Origin of the sequence: Actinoplanes sp. NPDC026623, from assembly GCF_040638275.1 — a bacterium.
In the GTDB taxonomy this organism is placed as follows: domain Bacteria; phylum Actinomycetota; class Actinomycetes; order Mycobacteriales; family Micromonosporaceae; genus Actinoplanes.
In genome coordinates this window covers 1-15786 of sequence record NZ_JBEZXZ010000208.1, presented here as the reverse complement: position 1 = coordinate 15786, position 15786 = coordinate 1, and the positions used below count along the sequence as shown (strand labels likewise).

Genomic DNA, 15786 nt, shown 5'->3' with positions numbered 1-15786 from the left:
ACCGCACCAACACCCAGAACCTGACCACCGCGGCACCCTGGACCTCGCCCTGGCTACCCGAGGGTTACGGGAAGGAGTTCTCGCCAGGGGCTTAGAGGTCGATCACAAACCGGGCCGGGCTCACCGTTCCGGCCCCGAGCGGGCTCACGCCGTCCCGGATCAAGAGCATCGGACATCGCAGAGAAACCGCGCTCTCTGCGAGAAACCCCGACAAGATCGGCGAACGGGTCGATCCGGTAGACGGGGGCGCCCCGCGCGTCCACCGCGGTGCACCGCCTGGCGTCTCACGACGCGGAGTTCATCCCGTCCGGCCCGCAGAGCCAGGCCTGGGCGTCCGCCAGGCCTTTTTCGTTCTCGGCGGGGCTGTCGATGCCGGGGACCACGTCCTTGTGGCGCTACCTGAACGGCAAGTCGGTCTGCCGGGAGTGGGCCGTGTACGAACAGATGCTCCAGCACATGTCCGAGAGGAACCGGGTGGCCTTGCCGCGTGAGCGCCTCCGGGAGATCCAGACTCTGTGGAGGCGGGCTGTGATCCGCGCGGGCGAACTGCGTGCCGAACGCCGTGCCGGCGGCCCGGTGCCGAGCGTCGTGGAACGAGGCCAGCCGGTGGACCGGCCGCGTACCCCGCCTCCGCGTCCGTAACCCTGCGTGAGCGGTGCGCTCTCCGAGGACAGGCGTAGCCGGTCCAAACGAGGGGTGGTGTCCAAACTCGCGAACATCCAGAACGTTGAGATCTCGCTGGCGCCGAAACTCAGCGACATCGGGTGCCGGAAGTCGCAAACAAAACCAAAAGATCAGCAATCAAGTAGTCGGCAGGTTCGCAGGAGTTGGATGCCTGCCGATAGCTGGAAACGCTGGGACTCTGGCCGTGTCTGCATCACCACGTAACAGAGGAGCCAGTCCATCGGCTGCTGGTGGAGCAGGGCATTCCTGAGGCCCCATGCGCCGGGTAGTTTGGAACCAGATACTCGCGCGCCGCCCGAGCCCACTCAGTCGACCTCACAACAGCATGGTGCAGCACAACAGCGTTCAAGGGCGGGCAAACGTCGGAACTCGGCGCCTGGGCCGTGCAGCGCACTCTCATCGGCTACGAGCGTGCCTTCGGACGACGAGCGTCGACCATCTCATGGGTGGTGACGAAGGTGTGCCGCAGCATGTGTGGGTGCATCTTCGGGATCCGGAGTTCCGCGGTCTCGGCGAGGTGCTTGAGCCGGCGGGTTGGTGCGTGCCGGTCCATGCGGGCGCCGCGGGCGTTGCGTAGGGTCGGGCCGTCGTCGCGGCCCTCGACGGCGCTGTCGATCGCCCGGGCCACTGCCGGTGGTAGCGGTACGAGAACGACCTTGCCGCCTTTGCCTCGGACCTTCAGCACGCGGTGGCCGTGTTCTTCGCCGAGGTCGGCGATGTTGGTGCCGCAGGCTTCGAAGATTCTCAGTCCGAGTAGGCCGAGCATCGCGACCAGGGCGAAGTCGTTGATGTTGGCCGACAGCCTGGCTGCGGTGATCATCGCCTCGAACTGGAGATGGCTGAGGCCGAGGGTGGGTGACCTGGGTGGCAGGAGCGGCCGGCGGACGTAGTCGGCTGGTGAGTGCGGCAGGATCTGGTCGATGACGCAGACGCGGTAGAAGCCGATCACGGCGGACAGTCGTCGGGACACCGTTGAGGGCTGGTAGCAGCGGACGTCCTGTAGCCAGCGCACGTAGCGTTCGATGTCTGTCCGCGCTGCTTCGAGCGGGTCCAGCGGTTGGTCAGCCGACCAGCGAAGGAAGCTGCGCAGGTCGGATTCGGTGTGCATCCGGGACTGACCGCGGTACGCGGCGGCCGCCGCGGCCAGGAGACGCGGGTCAGGAGTAGGCGGGTTGGGCTGTAGAGCTGTTGAGGTAGTCATCCCCCTCGACTCGTCCGACTACCGCCGCCCCTGATCGTCCGCGACTTCACCCGCACCGGCAGATGTGCGCACGCTGACTACGGCGTCGGTTTCGGTTTCCGTTGGGGTCTTCGGTGTCATCGATGGTGCGATGCCGGTGAGATGGTGAGGCCGGTGAGCGCCTCGGAGCGTGACCACAGTTGTCGCGCGAGGTCGGGATCGGTGGCTGGGCCGGAGAGTTTCTCGAAGGTGGGCCGGGCGGGGCGGAAGGGACCGCCTGGGCCGATGTGGCGGCCGGTGGCAGCGGTGGTTTCGGTGGCGGCGTACAGGATCGGGGTCACGGCTTCGTCGATGGGGCGGCGCAGGACGAGTCCCAGGACCTTGCTGACAGCCCGGTCCAGTGGGGGTGCTTCGCGGTCGAGTTGGGTCTTGGCCATACCGGGATGGGCGAGCAGGCTGCGCACTGGCGATCCGGCGTCCCGTAGCCGGCGGTCGAGTTCCAGGGCGAACAGCACGTTGGCGAGTTTGGACCTGGCGTAGGCGCGGCCGGGTGAGTATCCGCGTTCGGCGGCGAAGTCGTCGGGGTCGAGGTGGCCGATGCGGTAGAGGCCGGAGCCGACGGTGACCACGACGGGGTGGCGTCCCGCGCTCAGCCGGTCCAGCAGCAGGGCGGTGAGGGCGAAGTGGCCTAGGTGGTTGGTAGCCAGCTGACTCTCGACGCCCTGCGGGCTGAGCCGGCGCGGCACGTTGCCGATGCCGCCGTTGTTGATCAGCGCGTCGACGGTGACAGCGTCGGTGCGCAGGCCCTCGGCGAATGCGTGCACGGTGTCGAGGTCGAGCAGGTCCAGGTGACGGACCTGGAGATCGGCTGTCGGGTGGTCAGCGATCAGCTGGGCACGGACGTACCCGCCCTTCGCGGTGTCACGGACCGCCATGATCACTCGGCCGCCGTGTGCGGCGAGGTGGCGGGTGATCGCCACGCCGAGGCCGCTGCTGGCGCCGGTGACAACGAAGGTGCGGCCGGCCTGGTCGTTGAGGTCGGCAAGGGTCCAGTCTGCGGTGTGATGCATGAGTTCTCCCAGCACTAAGCGGATTACTTATCCGATTCAAGAGCAGTTGAAGCGGATTGTCAATCCGCTTAGGTAGAGTGGTGTGGTGACTCCGCCGCTTCGCGCCGACGCCGCCCGCAACCGCGACCAACTGCTGGCCACGGCCCGCCTGGCGATGGCCGAAGGTGACCTGGCTCTGCAGCTCAACGACATCGCCCGCCGGGCACGGATGGGCGTCGGGACGGCCTACCGGCACTTCCCGACCCGCCGGGCCCTCGTCGAGGCGCTCGCCGACAGCGCCTTCACCACGCTGATCGAGGAAGCGCGCAACGCGAGCCGGCACGATGACGCCTGGACCGGAGTCGAGGTAATGCTGCGCGCTCTGCTCCTGCGGCAACTGACCAATCCCGCGTTCGCTGAAGTGATCGCCACCGGTCCGGATCAAGACGCTGCTGCGCAGACAACCGCTCATCGTGCCGAATTCAGGGCGGCGGCCCGCTCCGTGCTCGAGCGCGCGCGACAGGCTGGTTCCCTGTGGCCCGACCTCACCGACGACGACCTGCACCACCTGGTGTGCGGCACCGCGCTCGCCCTGCGAATCGGTGACGAGCCGACCAGTCGAATCGATCGATACCTGCGGGTACTGCTCGACGGCATCCACGCCGGACAGCCGTAGCCGCCGACAGCTACGGACGGTATTTGAGGCCGCGTCTAACCTGCATGATCGAACGCATCATCGGCAGTTCAGCATCTCAAGTGACGGGGCGACGTCACGGAAGGTGACCGCTAAGAGTGAAAGATGCCGGGTCGTTGTGTCTGATCGTTCGATGCCGATGGTACTGATCAGGTCCGGTGTCCAACGTGCCCGGCTGTGGAGCTGTTAGAGCGGCTTCGCCGCGCCAACGCCGGGCTGCGGGACGGTGGTGACGGCCCGGCATGAGAGTTCATCAGTCGAAGGCAACGACTGCCGTTGGCCGCTTGGAGGGGTCAGGCTGGCAGGGATGACTTCCCCTCTATCTTCCGCAAACGCTGTGAGTAACTCCAATGTGAAAGCTATGAGATCGAGGTTGGTATCGGCTGGTAAGTCATCGATTCGAGCATCAGATTGAGGTGGAGTGGCTCACCGTACGGACGGCTGCCAAGGGCCGACTGTGGCAGTGCGAAGCGCGGTACGAGGCGACGCACCTGTACATCAATCGGCGTACCGGGGCTTGGCGGCTGCTGCATCCGCAGCGAGTAACGGCCGCCGAACTGGGCACGCTCTGAGCCGGATTCGACGACGAGCGGCTACGCACGGCGGCGTTGGTACTGCCCGGCGCGGGTCGTCTGTCTGCGCGGTCGGGCTTCGGCGGGGATGTCAGCGCGGATCTGGGCGAGCAGGTCGGCGACGCGGGGGTCGCCGAGAGCGCCGGGGCGATGTACCGCGTGGAATGTGACGGGGGAAGGTCGGTGATGGGGCGGGTTACGAGTCCGGGGGCGGGTTGGACGCATCCGGCGACGACGGCCAACCGACGCCCAGGGCAGCGAAGTCCAGGGTCATGGGCAGTCCTTCGGCTTCCACGGCGATCGTCCACGCGACGTCGGCCTCGGTGAGGGCGCGTTCGAGGTTGATGAGGTGCTCGGCGAAGCCACGAACGCGGCCAGCGCATCGGACGACACCCGCACACCGGTCAATAGAACGACCCTTTAGCTTCTCTGCCAGAACATAGTTCTGGCGAAGATCCGAATCGGAGATCATAAATCCATGACGATCCACGACGGAACCCACGCCCAGGTGTCAGCTGCCGGGCATGCCGGTGATACCGGCCCCCGGCGTAATCTTCTCGATCTGGCTGATCACGTTCCTCACCCCGACCACCTGGCTGCGCTTCGCGGTGTGGTTCATCATCGGCATGATCATCTACTTCTCCTACAGCCGCCACCATTCCAAGCTGCGCGAGGGGCAGCCGGAGCCTGAGACGCGGGCCTCAGGCCGGCGATCCGCTTGCGCAGGGCGGCGGTCCGGGCTTTCCATTCCGTACGGGAACACGGAGGCTCGGTACCCACAGTTTTCGGCCTTCCGTTGAGAACGGCCGAGGGATCAGCCGCCGGGCGGGTTGCAACTCCAGGGACGCCGCGCAGATTGACGAAAAGCACGTGATCGAAGGCGTTGTCCTCGGCCCGTTCGGGATCAGGCGGATCGACGAAAGCCGACACGGGCGCGGCGACAGCACGGTCAATGGGCCAGCCGCGCGGTCCACAGATCCTCGGCCGGCCATTGCCCCGCCCACTGCGCCGTGGCGATGTCGTAGTACTCGGGGGTCTTCGCTTCGTCGTCGGCGTACAGCTCGTGGAGGGCCTCGACGACGAATCCGCTCGCGCGCAGGATCCGGATCCATTCACCATGGCTGGGATGGAACTCGACCCCACCGCCGGGCCACTGCACCCGGGACGTGCCCTTCTGCGGTCTCAACAGCCGGTCCCCCGCATGCCCGCCCTCCTCGGGGACACACAGCGTCACCAAAGCGCTGTTGGTCAGGAACACGAGCCGCCCACCGGGCCTGAGCAGCCGTGCCGCCTCGGGGATCCAGCGCGCGGGGTCGCACCAGACGCACGCGCCGTACTCGCTGACGGCCAGATCGAAGGAGTCGTCCGGCAGCGGAACATCCTCGGCATTGGCCTCGATCAGCGGGAAAGGCAGACCGAACTCCTCCTGGCAGCGGCGGGCGGTCTCCAACTGCGCGGCCGTCAGGTCGACGCCGACCGGTCGCGCGCCGAGCCTGGCGAGCCAGGCGGAGACATAGGCGGTGCCGCAGCCGAGTTCGATGACGTCCAGCCCGGCGACGTCACCGAGCGCGCCCACCCGACTCTCCGCGTTGTCGAAGAGCCCCCAGGTGAAGTCCTCGGCCGCCCAAGCCACATGCGCACGCGCGTCGGTGAACTGCTCGTTCACCGTGGTCCACAGGGCACGATTGACCGCTAGGTCGTTACCGGCGTCAAGCATCGATCGCGCCACCCTTCAACGTGAGTTCGGACCGCCGGCTGGCCGTGAACAACCACCACCACGGCGTCACCGGACTCAACGACGATACGCCCAATCCCCCGGCCGATCCTGGATCAGCGGCCGGAAGGCACCGATTGACGATCTTGCCGCTGTCGCGCAAGGTTCTTGCGTGTCATCTACCTTCCCTCCGCTCGACCGCACCGATCACCGGCTGCTGGATCTGGTTCGCGTTGACGCCGCCAAGCCGCTGCACGAAATCGGCGACCTGGTCGGCTTGTCACCCAGTGCCGTGCAGCGTCGGCTGGCCCGGTTGCGGGCCGCCGGCGTGATCAAGGCACAGGTCGCGGTACTCGACTCGCGGGCGCTCGGGCTCGCGATGACCACGTTGGTCCTCGTGGAACTGGAGAGCGACACCGCCCCGAACTACGCCACCTTCCGGGAATCTCTGCGCAGCGAACCCGCGGTGCAGCATTGTTACCACGTTGCCGGCCAGTGGGATTTCGTGGTGGTGCTGCTGACCGCCGACTTCGACGCGTACGGGCAGGTGGCCGAGCGACTGTTCCTGACCAACCCGGCGGTACGCAGGTATGAGACCATGCCCGCCTACGGCGTGGAAGCAGGCAACGGCTGAGGGTCTGCACCGGGTCCGCTCAGTAGGACTGCAACTCGATCAGGCTGCCCTGCGGGTCCCTCAGATGGGCAGTGCGCAGATTCGGCCCCCATTCCGGCCGGTCGGCCGCCATCATCCGCGTGTCGCATATCGACAGCAGCCCTTGGCCGCCGGGACCGCGGCGCCGAACACCTCGCCGCGCTCGGCCTCCGGATGTGGCACATGTCGGTCCTCGCCGTTCTCGCTGACTTCGGCCCGCACGCCCAGCGCGACCTGAGCAACCGCCTGAGCGTCGACCCCAGCGACATGGCCAAGGTGATCGACCAGCTCGCGGGCCCGGACCACGTCGGGCGGACCCGCGACGACGCCGACCGTCGACGCGTGCTGGTCACCATCACGGCGAGCGGGCGCGCACTGCTGGCGCGGTTGCTGGAAGAAGCCGCGGCGGTCGACGACAACCTGCTCAGCGGCCTCACTCCCGCGGAACGAGCTCAGCTCCACGGGTTGTTGCTCAAGGTATTCGCCGCCGCGCGGCCTCATGCCTGAATCGGCTCGCCGGTCTCGCGATCTCGTTGGCGGCCGGCAGGAACATGCCAACGCCGAATCCGAATGTCCACTCCGGCCGCGGGCCACGCCCATGCTTCCCATGACCTGTCAGGCAGGCGCATCCATCGCGACCGAAGCGGTGCTCCGTATCATCGACCGATGATCAACGTCCGCAGAGCAACGGCCGCCGACGCTGCGGAACTGGTCCGACTCCGCGGCATCCTGATCGCCGCCATGCATGACCATCTGCCAGCGGACGGTGGGTGGCAACAGCAGGCGCAGATGACACTCGAGAAGCGCCTGCTCGCACCCGAGCCGACTCTCGTCGCCTTCGTCGTGGCACAGCCGGACGCCCCGAGCAGGCTCGCCGCCTGCGCCGTGGGCACGGTCGAAGAACGGCTCGGTGGACCAGGCAATCCCGACGGACTGACCGGGTACGTCTTCAACGTCGCGACCGACCCCGCCCACCGCCGCCGCGGTTACTCCCGCTGGTGCACCACGGCCCTTCTCGCCTGGTATCGAGATCACGGCATCGCCACCGTCGATCTCCGCGCCACCCCACCGGCTGAACCGCTCTATCGGTCTCTCGGCTTCGAGCGAACGGCCGACCCTGCGATGCGTCTCCACATCACCGGCACCGCCTGAGATCACCGTCACCGGCAGAGCCCAAAGCGGGCACGCAAGAATCTTGCGTAGGGGCGGTGAAATCGTCCATCGCCGCCACTCGTAGTCGTTCTAGCATCGCCTCATGCTGGACAACCTCGATCTGGAGCGCCCCGGCGCCGCTGCGACACCTCTACCTCCACGTCGCGGAAGACCAGCAGTAACAGACCCGCTGTCCAGAGGAGCAGATTCAAGGATGAGTGCAACCGCCCGCACCCGGCAAGCAGTCCAGGCGTACCACCAGGCCAGGTTCGGCGGTGACGTTGCCGCCGCGGCCGTCCAGCTCGCCGACACGTTCACCTTCCAAAGCCCACTGATCAGCTCCGACGATGCCGCCGGCCACCTGGCCGGGCTCTCCGGCTTCCTACAGGTGGTCACCGGCGTCGACATGATCAGTGAGCTGTACGGCGAGTCCGAGGCCACCCTCGTCTACGACGTACACACCGCCACGTCGGTCGGAACTCAACGCACCGCCGAACACTTCCGGCTGCGCGACGACCGCATCGAATCGATCGCGTTGATCTTCGATGCCACCCGCTGGCACCCGATCATGGCGGCGGCCGGTCACGCCGGGCTCGCCTCAGCCTGATCAAGCCACACATCCGAGGTTTCGCCGCGGCCGATCGTTCAGCAATCGCATCACTCAATATCGTCGAAAGGACGCACAGTGCCCGGCGTTACGCAGCAAGACGGGATGAGGCTCGGGATCGTCGGCGCGACCGGCAACGTCGGCACGGTCATGCTCGCCCTTCTCGCCGAACGTGCCTTCCCGATTCGGCGGTTACGGCTCTTCGCCTCCGCGCGGTCGGCGGGCAGGACACTGTCATGGGGCGGCCGCGAGGTCGCAGTCGAGGACGCGAGCACCGCGGACTGGACCGACTTGGACATCGTCATCTTCTCGGCAGGTGCCGACACGTCGCGCGAGCTCTGTGAGAAGGTCGCGGCCGCGGGTGCGGTCGTCATCGACAACTCCTCCGCCTGGCGCCGGGACCCCGACGTCCCCCTCGTGGTCGCCGAGGTCAACCCGGAAGCTCTCGCCCGCCGGCCCAGGGGCATCATCGCGAATCCGAACTGCACCACCATGGCGATCATGCCGGTGCTCAAACCACTGCACGATTGGGCGCGGCTTACCGCCCTGGTAGCGACGACGTACCAGTCGGTCTCCGGGGCCGGGCTGGGCGCCATCGGCGAACTCAAAGCCCAAACCGCGCTCGCCCTCGAACACGTCGACGACCTCGTACACCGGGGTTCCTCGGTCGATCTCGGTCCTTCCGCCACCTTCGCCCGGCCCATCGCGTTCAACGTGCTCCCGCTGGCCGGCGCGATGGTTGAGGACGGGCTCGGCGAGACCGAGGAGGAACAGAAACTGCGCCACGAGAGCCGCAAGATCCTCGGCATCGCGGACCTCAAGGTCTCCGGGACATGCGTTCGTGTCCCTGTCTTCACCGGCCACTCGATCCAGGTGCACGCCCGCTTCGAACGCCCCATCGTCACGGCGGACGTCCACCGGCTGCTGGCCGGCGCCCCCGGTGTCACCCTGACGGAGATCCCCACGTCATTGCAGGCCGCCGGCCGCGACGCGACCTACGTCGGCCGCATCCGCACAGATGAAACCGCCGAGAACGCCATCGCGCTGTTCTGTTCCTCCGACAACCTGCGCAAGGGCGCAGCCCTCAACGCGATACAACTCGCAGAACTGGTCGCTTCTACCGCGGAGCGCTCGCTACCGAACGTGACGGCGTGCCAGATCAGGAAACAAGGATCCGGCCGAAGGTTGTGCGTCGAGCCTGCCCTTGATGGTGCGCTGACCGGCCCGGTCGACAAGGGGCGGCGAGATGGTCTCGGCGCTGCGATGATGCCGCGGTGATCGATGATCTCTGGTACGCGATGCCGACGTTGACCGGCAGCCGGATCCGGCTCGAGCCCCTGCGGTACGAGCAGGCCGGCGGTTATCTCGCGGCAGCAGGCAGCGACGAGGACGCGGCCGAGATCTTCCGGTGGCAGAGTCCGCCCGGAGGGGCTCTCGCGAGGCCGGCCACCGAGGAGGATGCCCGCCTGCACGTGATCGCCGCCCTGGCCGCGCGTGCCCGCGGGGTTCGGCTCCCGTACGCCCAGATCGATACGGCGACCGGCCGGTTCGCGGGCACGACCTCCTTCGCGGATCCTGATCCCGTTCTGCGTACCTTGACGATCGGCTACACCTGGCTCGGACGGCCGTGGTGGGGCACGGGCGCGAACGCCGAAGCGAAACAACTCATGCTCACCTTCGCGTTCGAGAGACTCGCCGCGGTCCGGGTGATGCTGGTTACCGATATCCGCAACCAGCGGGCACAGGCGGCCATCGAGCGACTCGGCGCGACCCGCGAAGGCACGTTGCGCAAGCATCGCCGGCGGGCCGACGGGTCATGGCGTGACACCGTGATCTATGCGATCACCGACGACGACTGGCCGCGGGTCAAGGATGGCCTCGAGCGCCGTCTGCACGATTACTCCACCTCCGCACCGAGGACGTCGCGGTGACCGTCGTCCTGACCCGTTCACAGATCGACGGCCTCGTGGAGGTGCGCCAGATACTGGAGATTCTGCGGGAGGGCTTCCTGGCACCGGCCGCGCGGCAGCCGCCGATGCGTATCCGCACCGACCTGCCCGGTCCGGGCACCGCGACCTGCCTGATGCCGGGACTCCTGCCGGGCATAGACGCCTACACCGTGAAGGTGAACGCCAAGTTCCCCGGCGCCACGCCGGCACTGCGCGGGGTCGTGTGCCTGCACGACCTTCGGTCCGGAGAGTTGCTCGCGCTCGCCGACTCCTCCGCCATCACCGCGTGGCGCACCGGCCTGTCCGCCGCCTTGGGCACCCATGCGCTGGCCGCGCCCGGCGCCGACTCGCTCGGCATAGTGGGAGCCGGCGCACAGGCCGCCAAGACTCTGGCCGGCCTTCGGCACCTGCGCGAATGGCGCCGGCTTGTCGCCTGCGACCTGGATCCGGCACGGGCGGCGGCGCTGACCTCACACGTCGTCGGCGACGCCCGTGAAGTGTCCGCCGAGGCCGACGTCGTCATCCTCGCCACCTGGTCCCGGCAACCCCTGCTCGATGCCGCCGACGTACGACCTGGACAACACCTGACGACGCTCGGCGCGGACGAACCCGGCAAGATCGAGCTCTCCGCGGACCTGCTGCGCGCAGCACGCGTGATCGTCGACGACCTCGACCTCGCCACGACGGCCGGCGCGCTGGCCAATGCCGGCCTCGACGGCAACGCGGCCGCCGGTACCATGTCCGAGGCTCTGCGCGGCACGCTCGCGGCCCGCCAGTCCGGAGACACTGTCACGGTTTATGCGCCCGTCGGGCTTCCCTGGCAAGATCTCGCGCTCACGTGGGCGCTCTATACACGCGCGGCACGTTCCAGCCTGACCGTCATCGATCTCCTTGCCTGACTCCAGATCCATGCTTCCGACTGTTACGCGCCACGCCTTCTCTGCTGGTCAGCTCGTCTTCGAGGTCAGGGCCTCGGTGATACAGCGCAGCAGCCGCTGTACGGCGGTGGACCGGCCGCCGACGCGGGTGGTGGCGTGGATCTGCCGGGCCAGCCCTTGCGGCTGACCGACCGGCAGGTAGCCGAGACCACGCTGGGCGCCGGCGGCGAGCTGGGGCACGAGGGACACCCCGAAGCCGGCGGCGACCATGGCGAGCACCATCGGGTAGCTGTGCACGCGTCCGCTGATCCGCGGCTCGAAGCCGGCGGCCCGGCAGGCCGGCTCCACCACCGCCTGGAAACCGGTGCTCGTCAGCGCGGCCACCCAGCCCGCGTCGGCGAAGTCGGCCAGGGAGACCGGCTCCCTCTCGGTGGGCAACAGGCGGCGGGGTACGGCCAGCAGCAACGGCTCGCGGTAGAGCGGCCGCTGGGCGAGCCCTCGCAGATTCGGCCGAGACAGTGGCGCGTAGTCGTGGGTGACGGCCAGATCGATCTCGCCGGCGCGGACCAGGGGCAGCGCCTCTGCGGACTCCAACTCGGTGAACCGCAGGTCGATGTCGGGGTATCGGCGGCGGAAGGCCGCCAGGGCCGGGATGACGAAGCTCGTGCCGGCGGTGGCGAACGCGGCCACCCGTATCGTGCCGCCGCGCAGCCCGGCCACGTCGCGTACCGCGCGCTCGGCCTCGGTGAGCGAGGCCAGCACCGGTTCGGCATGCTCGGCGAGCACGCGGCCGGCCTCGGTGAGCCGGACGCTGCGCGCCGAGCGTTCGAGCAGCGCGGCGCCGAGGTCACGCTCGAGCGAGGACAGTTGCTGCGAGGCCGCAGCCGCGGTGCAGCCCGCTCGGGCAGCGGCGCCGGCGATGGTTCCGGTGACCGCGACATCATGCAGCAGGGCCAGACGGTGTGGATCGAGCACAAGCCAACCTTATGCTCAGCGATGCGAGCATGCATTGTTCGTGAACGAGTGATCAGGCAGCCTGGCCCGGTGCCCCTCGATCCGCATCTGCTCGCCGCCTTCACCGCCACCACGATCGTCGCCACCCTCGCTCCTGGCCCGGACATGCTGTTCGTGCTGAGCTCGGGCATGCGCGGCGGCCCGCGCGCCGGTCTGCTCGCCACGGCCGGGATCGCCACCAGCGAGGTGATCCACGTCCTGGTCGCCGCCGCCGGGCTCAGCGCCCTGTTCACCGCGGTGCCCGCGGCGTTCACCGCGCTGCGCGTCGCCGGCGCCGTCTACCTCGCCTACCTGGGCGTTCAGATGATCCGCCAGCGCGGCGATCTCGTCGCGGTCGCGGGCGACGAGGCGACCATCTCGGGTCGCCGCGCGTACCTCACCGGGTTCCTGACCAACCTGTCCAACCCGAAGATGATCGCCTTCTCCCTGGCGTTCCTGCCGCAGTTCGTCGATCCAGCCCTAGGCTCCTTGTGGGTGCAGTTCACGGCACTCGGCGCGATCCTGATCGTCCTGGAGTTCCTGATCGACGGCGGCGTCGGCGTCCTCGCCGGCCGCATCGGACACTGGCTGAGACACAGCCGCAGACTGCGGCGGCGCATCGACACCGCCACCGGCGGCATTCTCATCGCCCTCGGCCTTCGACTCGCAGTGCAGCAGTAGGGCCGCCCGGACACATCGTCATGGTCGTGATGGAGAAACCCTCACTACCGCGGCCGGACCGACGGCAGACAGACCACCGTCGGTCCGGCCGGCCGCCTGCGCGCCGGTCCAGACGAAGCCGGTCCGCTGGTGGCCGAGCGCGTCGTCCTCGGTGTCGTAGCTGCGGATGTACTCGCCGGCGGAGGACCGAGTACCTCACGGAGTACCGCTTCGGTGACGACGGCCGCATCACCGCCCGCCTCGGCGCCACTGGCGACCTCTCACCCGGCGACTACACGATTCCGAAGGCGGGCTGGCCGATCGGCGAGGGCGCGCAGGACCATGCCACCAGCCACCACCACAACGCGATCTGGCGGGTCGACACCAACCTGGCCGGCCAAGGCGGCGAACGGGTCGAACAATTCGACAGCGCCCCTACCGGTGCGAGGGGCCGCCGCTCCGCGATCCTGGAGTCCACCCGCACCCCGATCACCACGGAGGCGAACCCGGCCACGGCCAACCGCCGCTGGTGGCGCCTGGTCAGCCCGTCTGTCAACGCGGACGATCACCCGCGCTCCTACGAGCTGACCCTCGGCGCCGAAACGGTCTACGAGAGCCGCCCGGAGACCGTCCCCGACGTGTCCTTCACCCAGAGCCGGGCATGCGAGAGGTTCGCCACCTTCAACCTGGACCCGGAATGCCCGGGGCGTTCCATCCTCGACTACACCGACGGCGAGCAGCTGACCGACCCGATCATGTGGGTGCGGGTCGGCTTCCACCACGTCCCCCGCGACGAGGACCAGAGCCCCATGCGCACCCACTGGCAGGGCTTCGACCTGACGCCCCGCGATCTCACCGCCACCAACCCCCTCGCCCCCAGCGCCAGGGCCGGCATCAACGGCCGTCCCTGACGCGGTCTCACGCGTCAGGCGAGGTGACCGACGTAGTCGGGAGCTTGAACGTGCGTTCCGCCTCGACCGCGCCAGGCCCTCTCGCCGAGACCGACGCATGGACCGGCCTTCGGTTACCCAGCATGCTCACCGTCGATGTGCCTGCATGCGGGTAGCCCGGGCGATCCATAACTCCGACTACCGCGGGTGACATGCTGGGCGTCGCCGGCACGCCCGGACTGCCGAATCCGGATACCGCGCAGGCGACTCACACCATCCTGGCCAACAGTTCCCGGGTCGGTTCTGGCCCGCTCGTGGCAACGGTAGGGCTGGCCCCCCACTCGAAGAGGGTGTCAGCAGGATCGAACGGGCTCGAGAGAACGCGAAACATGATCTCCATGAACCTGCAGAACGATCTCAGCACCACTCAGGCAGTGTCTCGGCTCCGCCGGGCAGTCCTCGCCCTTGTCCTACCGGTCGCCGTGCTCGGCGCGGTCTCCGGGTGCGGTGATTCGTCAGCGCCGAGAACATCGCACGCGACCGGCCCAGCGGCTCCGGCTCCTGCTGCCTCGACCACCGAAGCCGGGCCGGCAAACCCGGCCCCCACGGCGGGTCAGCACATGATCACCAACAACGGGCACCGCTTCGCGTTCTACCTCACCCCCGGGCACTCACCGGCCATCGTGTTGGACTCCGGTGGCGGCGAGGATCACACCCAGTGGAAAGACATCGTCCCGCAGCTGTCGAAGGCGACCGGGTCGCAGATCATCACCTACGACCGGGCCGGGCTGGGCAACAGTGACGAGGTGAAGAGCCCCTGGGATGGCCGAGCCGCCGCCTCTGACCTGCAGACCGGTCTGCGCGAGCTCGGCGTCACCCACAACGTGATCCTCGTGTCCCACTCGCAGGCAGGGGAGGTTGCCACCTACTTCGCCCGCGCCAACCCGGGCGTGCTGTCCGGGGAGGTCCTCGTCGACGCCAACGTGCCGCAGTTCTTCACCGATACGGAAATACAGCGCCTCGTCGCGGTCACCGCGCCGCACATTGAAACGCTCAAGAAGCAGCCCTCGACACAAGCGAACCGGCAGCTGATCGCCACGTCCGAGAACTTCGGTCCCACCCATCAGGCGTACCACAAGGTCTCCTGGCCAGACAGCGTCCCAGTCACCTACATCGCGTCCGAGAAGACGCCGTTCGACGGATCTCCGCAGGACGCCCAGCACTGGCGCGACGCGGCGGCCGCGTTCGTCTCGGCCGGCCCTGGGCGCACACTCATCACCGCCACGGGAAGCTCACATGAGATCCCGCAGGACAAGCCCCAGCTCGTCGTCGACGAGATCGAAAAGATGGTCGCCGCTCTCGGCTGAACGTGTCCCCACTCCGATGTCAGCCAGGCTCCGGAGCAGCGGTGTAAGCGGCCTCCTGCTGATCCTCGACGATCTCGCGCTCCGGACGATTGCGCTCCGGCAGCTTCAACCCCTTGGCACACCTACGCCGACAGGACCGCCGGCATCGCGTCGCCCTGACGGGGGTCAGCGGTCTGTCTCGGGCCTTGCGCGACAACGGCGCCCGCCTGGTCACGGGCTGGCAGCGACTCAAGGCCGGCACTAGATGAGACCAACTCACGGGGAACCCTGCGGGTGCCGATAATGCCATCCGTGCTGGTCAAGCGGCATGCTCGTATTCGTGGAGGAGTCCGCCGAGCCGATCGTGTCGGCGGATGCGTAGACGCGCGAGGGCTGCTGGCTCGGTAGTCGGGTCGGGTAATGCTCGCAGTGGCCGGGCGTTCGCGATGCCTCGGTGCGGCCGGTGTTCGTTGTGGTGGCGTTCATACTCGCGCAGGGCATGCAGCAGATGGGCCCGGTTGAAGATCAGGGTCCGGTCGAGCAGCTCATAGCGGCAGGCCCGGATCCACCGTTCCATGATCGAGTTCATCCGAGGCATGCGGACGCCGCTGAGCACCACGGCAATGACGGCGTCGGCGAGGATCGTGTCGAACAGGGCCGGGTACCTGCCCTCACGATCGCGGATCAGGTACTTCACCTGGCAGCCGGTGTCTTCGAGGTCCAGGACCAAGTTGCGGGCGGTCTGGGTCACCCAAACGGCGGTCGG

The 15786-nt window shown here is 68.1% G+C and carries 18 protein-coding genes; 12 read left to right on the top strand and 6 right to left on the bottom strand.

Annotated elements, in window-relative coordinates; genetic code table 11:
• Positions 1–1087: 1087 nt before the first annotated feature.
• Positions 1088–1792 carry a tyrosine-type recombinase/integrase gene (locus tag AB0F10_RS37685; protein ID WP_360636704.1) on the bottom strand — a complete coding sequence of 235 codons (705 nt, stop codon included), beginning with the start codon at positions 1790–1792 and terminating at the stop codon, positions 1088–1090.
• A 209-nt stretch (positions 1793–2001) separates the two neighbouring features.
• A complete protein-coding gene (locus tag AB0F10_RS37680; protein ID WP_360636701.1) occupies positions 2002–2934 on the bottom strand; it encodes an SDR family NAD(P)-dependent oxidoreductase in 933 nt (310 codons plus the stop codon).
• An 85-nt stretch (positions 2935–3019) separates the two neighbouring features.
• Here AB0F10_RS37680 and AB0F10_RS37675 point away from each other — a divergent pair, with 85 nt between their 5' ends.
• Positions 3020–3589, top strand: coding sequence for a helix-turn-helix domain-containing protein (locus tag AB0F10_RS37675; RefSeq protein ID WP_360636698.1), 570 nt, complete (start codon positions 3020–3022; stop codon positions 3587–3589).
• A 786-nt stretch (positions 3590–4375) separates the two neighbouring features.
• Here AB0F10_RS37675 and AB0F10_RS37670 read toward each other — a convergent pair.
• Positions 4376–4651, bottom strand: a complete 276-nt coding sequence (locus AB0F10_RS37670) for a hypothetical protein (RefSeq protein WP_360636695.1) — start codon at positions 4649–4651, stop codon at positions 4376–4378.
• Between the two features lie 52 nt (positions 4652–4703).
• Between AB0F10_RS37670 and AB0F10_RS37665 the strand changes: the two genes are divergently transcribed.
• Complete coding sequence (locus AB0F10_RS37665) at positions 4704–4979, top strand: amino acid permease C-terminal domain-containing protein (protein ID WP_360636692.1); 276 nt, start codon at positions 4704–4706, stop codon at positions 4977–4979.
• Between the two features lie 149 nt (positions 4980–5128).
• Here the strand turns inward: AB0F10_RS37665 and AB0F10_RS37660 are convergent, their stop codons facing one another.
• Entirely contained in the window at positions 5129–5845 is a 717-nt protein-coding gene (locus tag AB0F10_RS37660; protein WP_360636689.1) for a class I SAM-dependent methyltransferase, read from the bottom strand.
• Between the two features lie 220 nt (positions 5846–6065).
• Here AB0F10_RS37660 and AB0F10_RS37655 point away from each other — a divergent pair, with 220 nt between their 5' ends.
• The 7 genes from AB0F10_RS37655 to AB0F10_RS37625 all read left to right on the top strand — a co-directional run bounded on the left by AB0F10_RS37655 (position 6066) and on the right by AB0F10_RS37625 (position 11152).
• Positions 6066–6527 carry an Lrp/AsnC family transcriptional regulator gene (locus tag AB0F10_RS37655; RefSeq protein ID WP_360636686.1) on the top strand — a complete coding sequence of 154 codons (462 nt, stop codon included), beginning with the start codon at positions 6066–6068 and terminating at the stop codon, positions 6525–6527.
• 192 nt (positions 6528–6719) lie between these two features.
• The gene (locus AB0F10_RS37650) at positions 6720–7052 is read left to right on the top strand and encodes a MarR family winged helix-turn-helix transcriptional regulator (protein WP_360636683.1); all 333 of its coding nucleotides are present in this window, start codon (positions 6720–6722) and stop codon (positions 7050–7052) included.
• Positions 7053–7211: 159 nt separating this feature from the next.
• Positions 7212–7697 (top strand): GNAT family N-acetyltransferase, encoded by a 486-nt coding sequence (locus AB0F10_RS37645; RefSeq protein WP_360636680.1) that lies wholly within the window; start codon positions 7212–7214, stop codon positions 7695–7697.
• 214 nt (positions 7698–7911) lie between these two features.
• The gene (locus AB0F10_RS37640; protein ID WP_360636678.1) at positions 7912–8304 is read left to right on the top strand and encodes a hypothetical protein; all 393 of its coding nucleotides are present in this window, start codon (positions 7912–7914) and stop codon (positions 8302–8304) included.
• A gap of 105 nt (positions 8305–8409) precedes the next feature.
• Positions 8410–9582 carry an aspartate-semialdehyde dehydrogenase gene (locus tag AB0F10_RS37635; RefSeq protein WP_360636675.1) on the top strand — a complete coding sequence of 391 codons (1173 nt, stop codon included), beginning with the start codon at positions 8410–8412 and terminating at the stop codon, positions 9580–9582.
• A gap of 29 nt (positions 9583–9611) precedes the next feature.
• Positions 9612–10235 carry a GNAT family protein gene (locus tag AB0F10_RS37630; RefSeq protein WP_360636672.1) on the top strand — a complete coding sequence of 208 codons (624 nt, stop codon included), beginning with the start codon at positions 9612–9614 and terminating at the stop codon, positions 10233–10235.
• Positions 10232–11152 (top strand): ornithine cyclodeaminase family protein, encoded by a 921-nt coding sequence (locus AB0F10_RS37625; RefSeq protein WP_360636669.1) that lies wholly within the window; start codon positions 10232–10234, stop codon positions 11150–11152. Before AB0F10_RS37630 ends, AB0F10_RS37625 begins: the two co-directional genes overlap by 4 nt.
• Positions 11153–11200: 48 nt before the next feature.
• Here the strand turns inward: AB0F10_RS37625 and AB0F10_RS37620 are convergent, their stop codons facing one another.
• Entirely contained in the window at positions 11201–12106 is a 906-nt protein-coding gene (locus AB0F10_RS37620) for a LysR substrate-binding domain-containing protein (RefSeq protein WP_360636666.1), read from the bottom strand.
• Between the two features lie 69 nt (positions 12107–12175).
• Here AB0F10_RS37620 and AB0F10_RS37615 point away from each other — a divergent pair, with 69 nt between their 5' ends.
• The 3 genes from AB0F10_RS37615 to AB0F10_RS37605 all read left to right on the top strand — a co-directional run bounded on the left by AB0F10_RS37615 (position 12176) and on the right by AB0F10_RS37605 (position 15041).
• Positions 12176–12805, top strand: coding sequence for a LysE family translocator (locus tag AB0F10_RS37615; RefSeq protein ID WP_360636663.1), 630 nt, complete (start codon positions 12176–12178; stop codon positions 12803–12805).
• A 29-nt stretch (positions 12806–12834) separates the two neighbouring features.
• Positions 12835–13695, top strand: a complete 861-nt coding sequence (locus AB0F10_RS37610) for a hypothetical protein (protein WP_360636707.1) — start codon at positions 12835–12837, stop codon at positions 13693–13695.
• Positions 13696–14072: 377 nt separating this feature from the next.
• Positions 14073–15041 carry an alpha/beta hydrolase gene (locus AB0F10_RS37605; protein ID WP_360636660.1) on the top strand — a complete coding sequence of 323 codons (969 nt, stop codon included), beginning with the start codon at positions 14073–14075 and terminating at the stop codon, positions 15039–15041.
• Between the two features lie 298 nt (positions 15042–15339).
• On the opposite strand, the gene AB0F10_RS37600 is transcribed toward AB0F10_RS37605, so the two are convergent.
• A partial coding sequence (locus tag AB0F10_RS37600) for an integrase core domain-containing protein (protein ID WP_360636657.1) occupies positions 15340–15786 on the bottom strand: 447 nt, incomplete at its 5' end.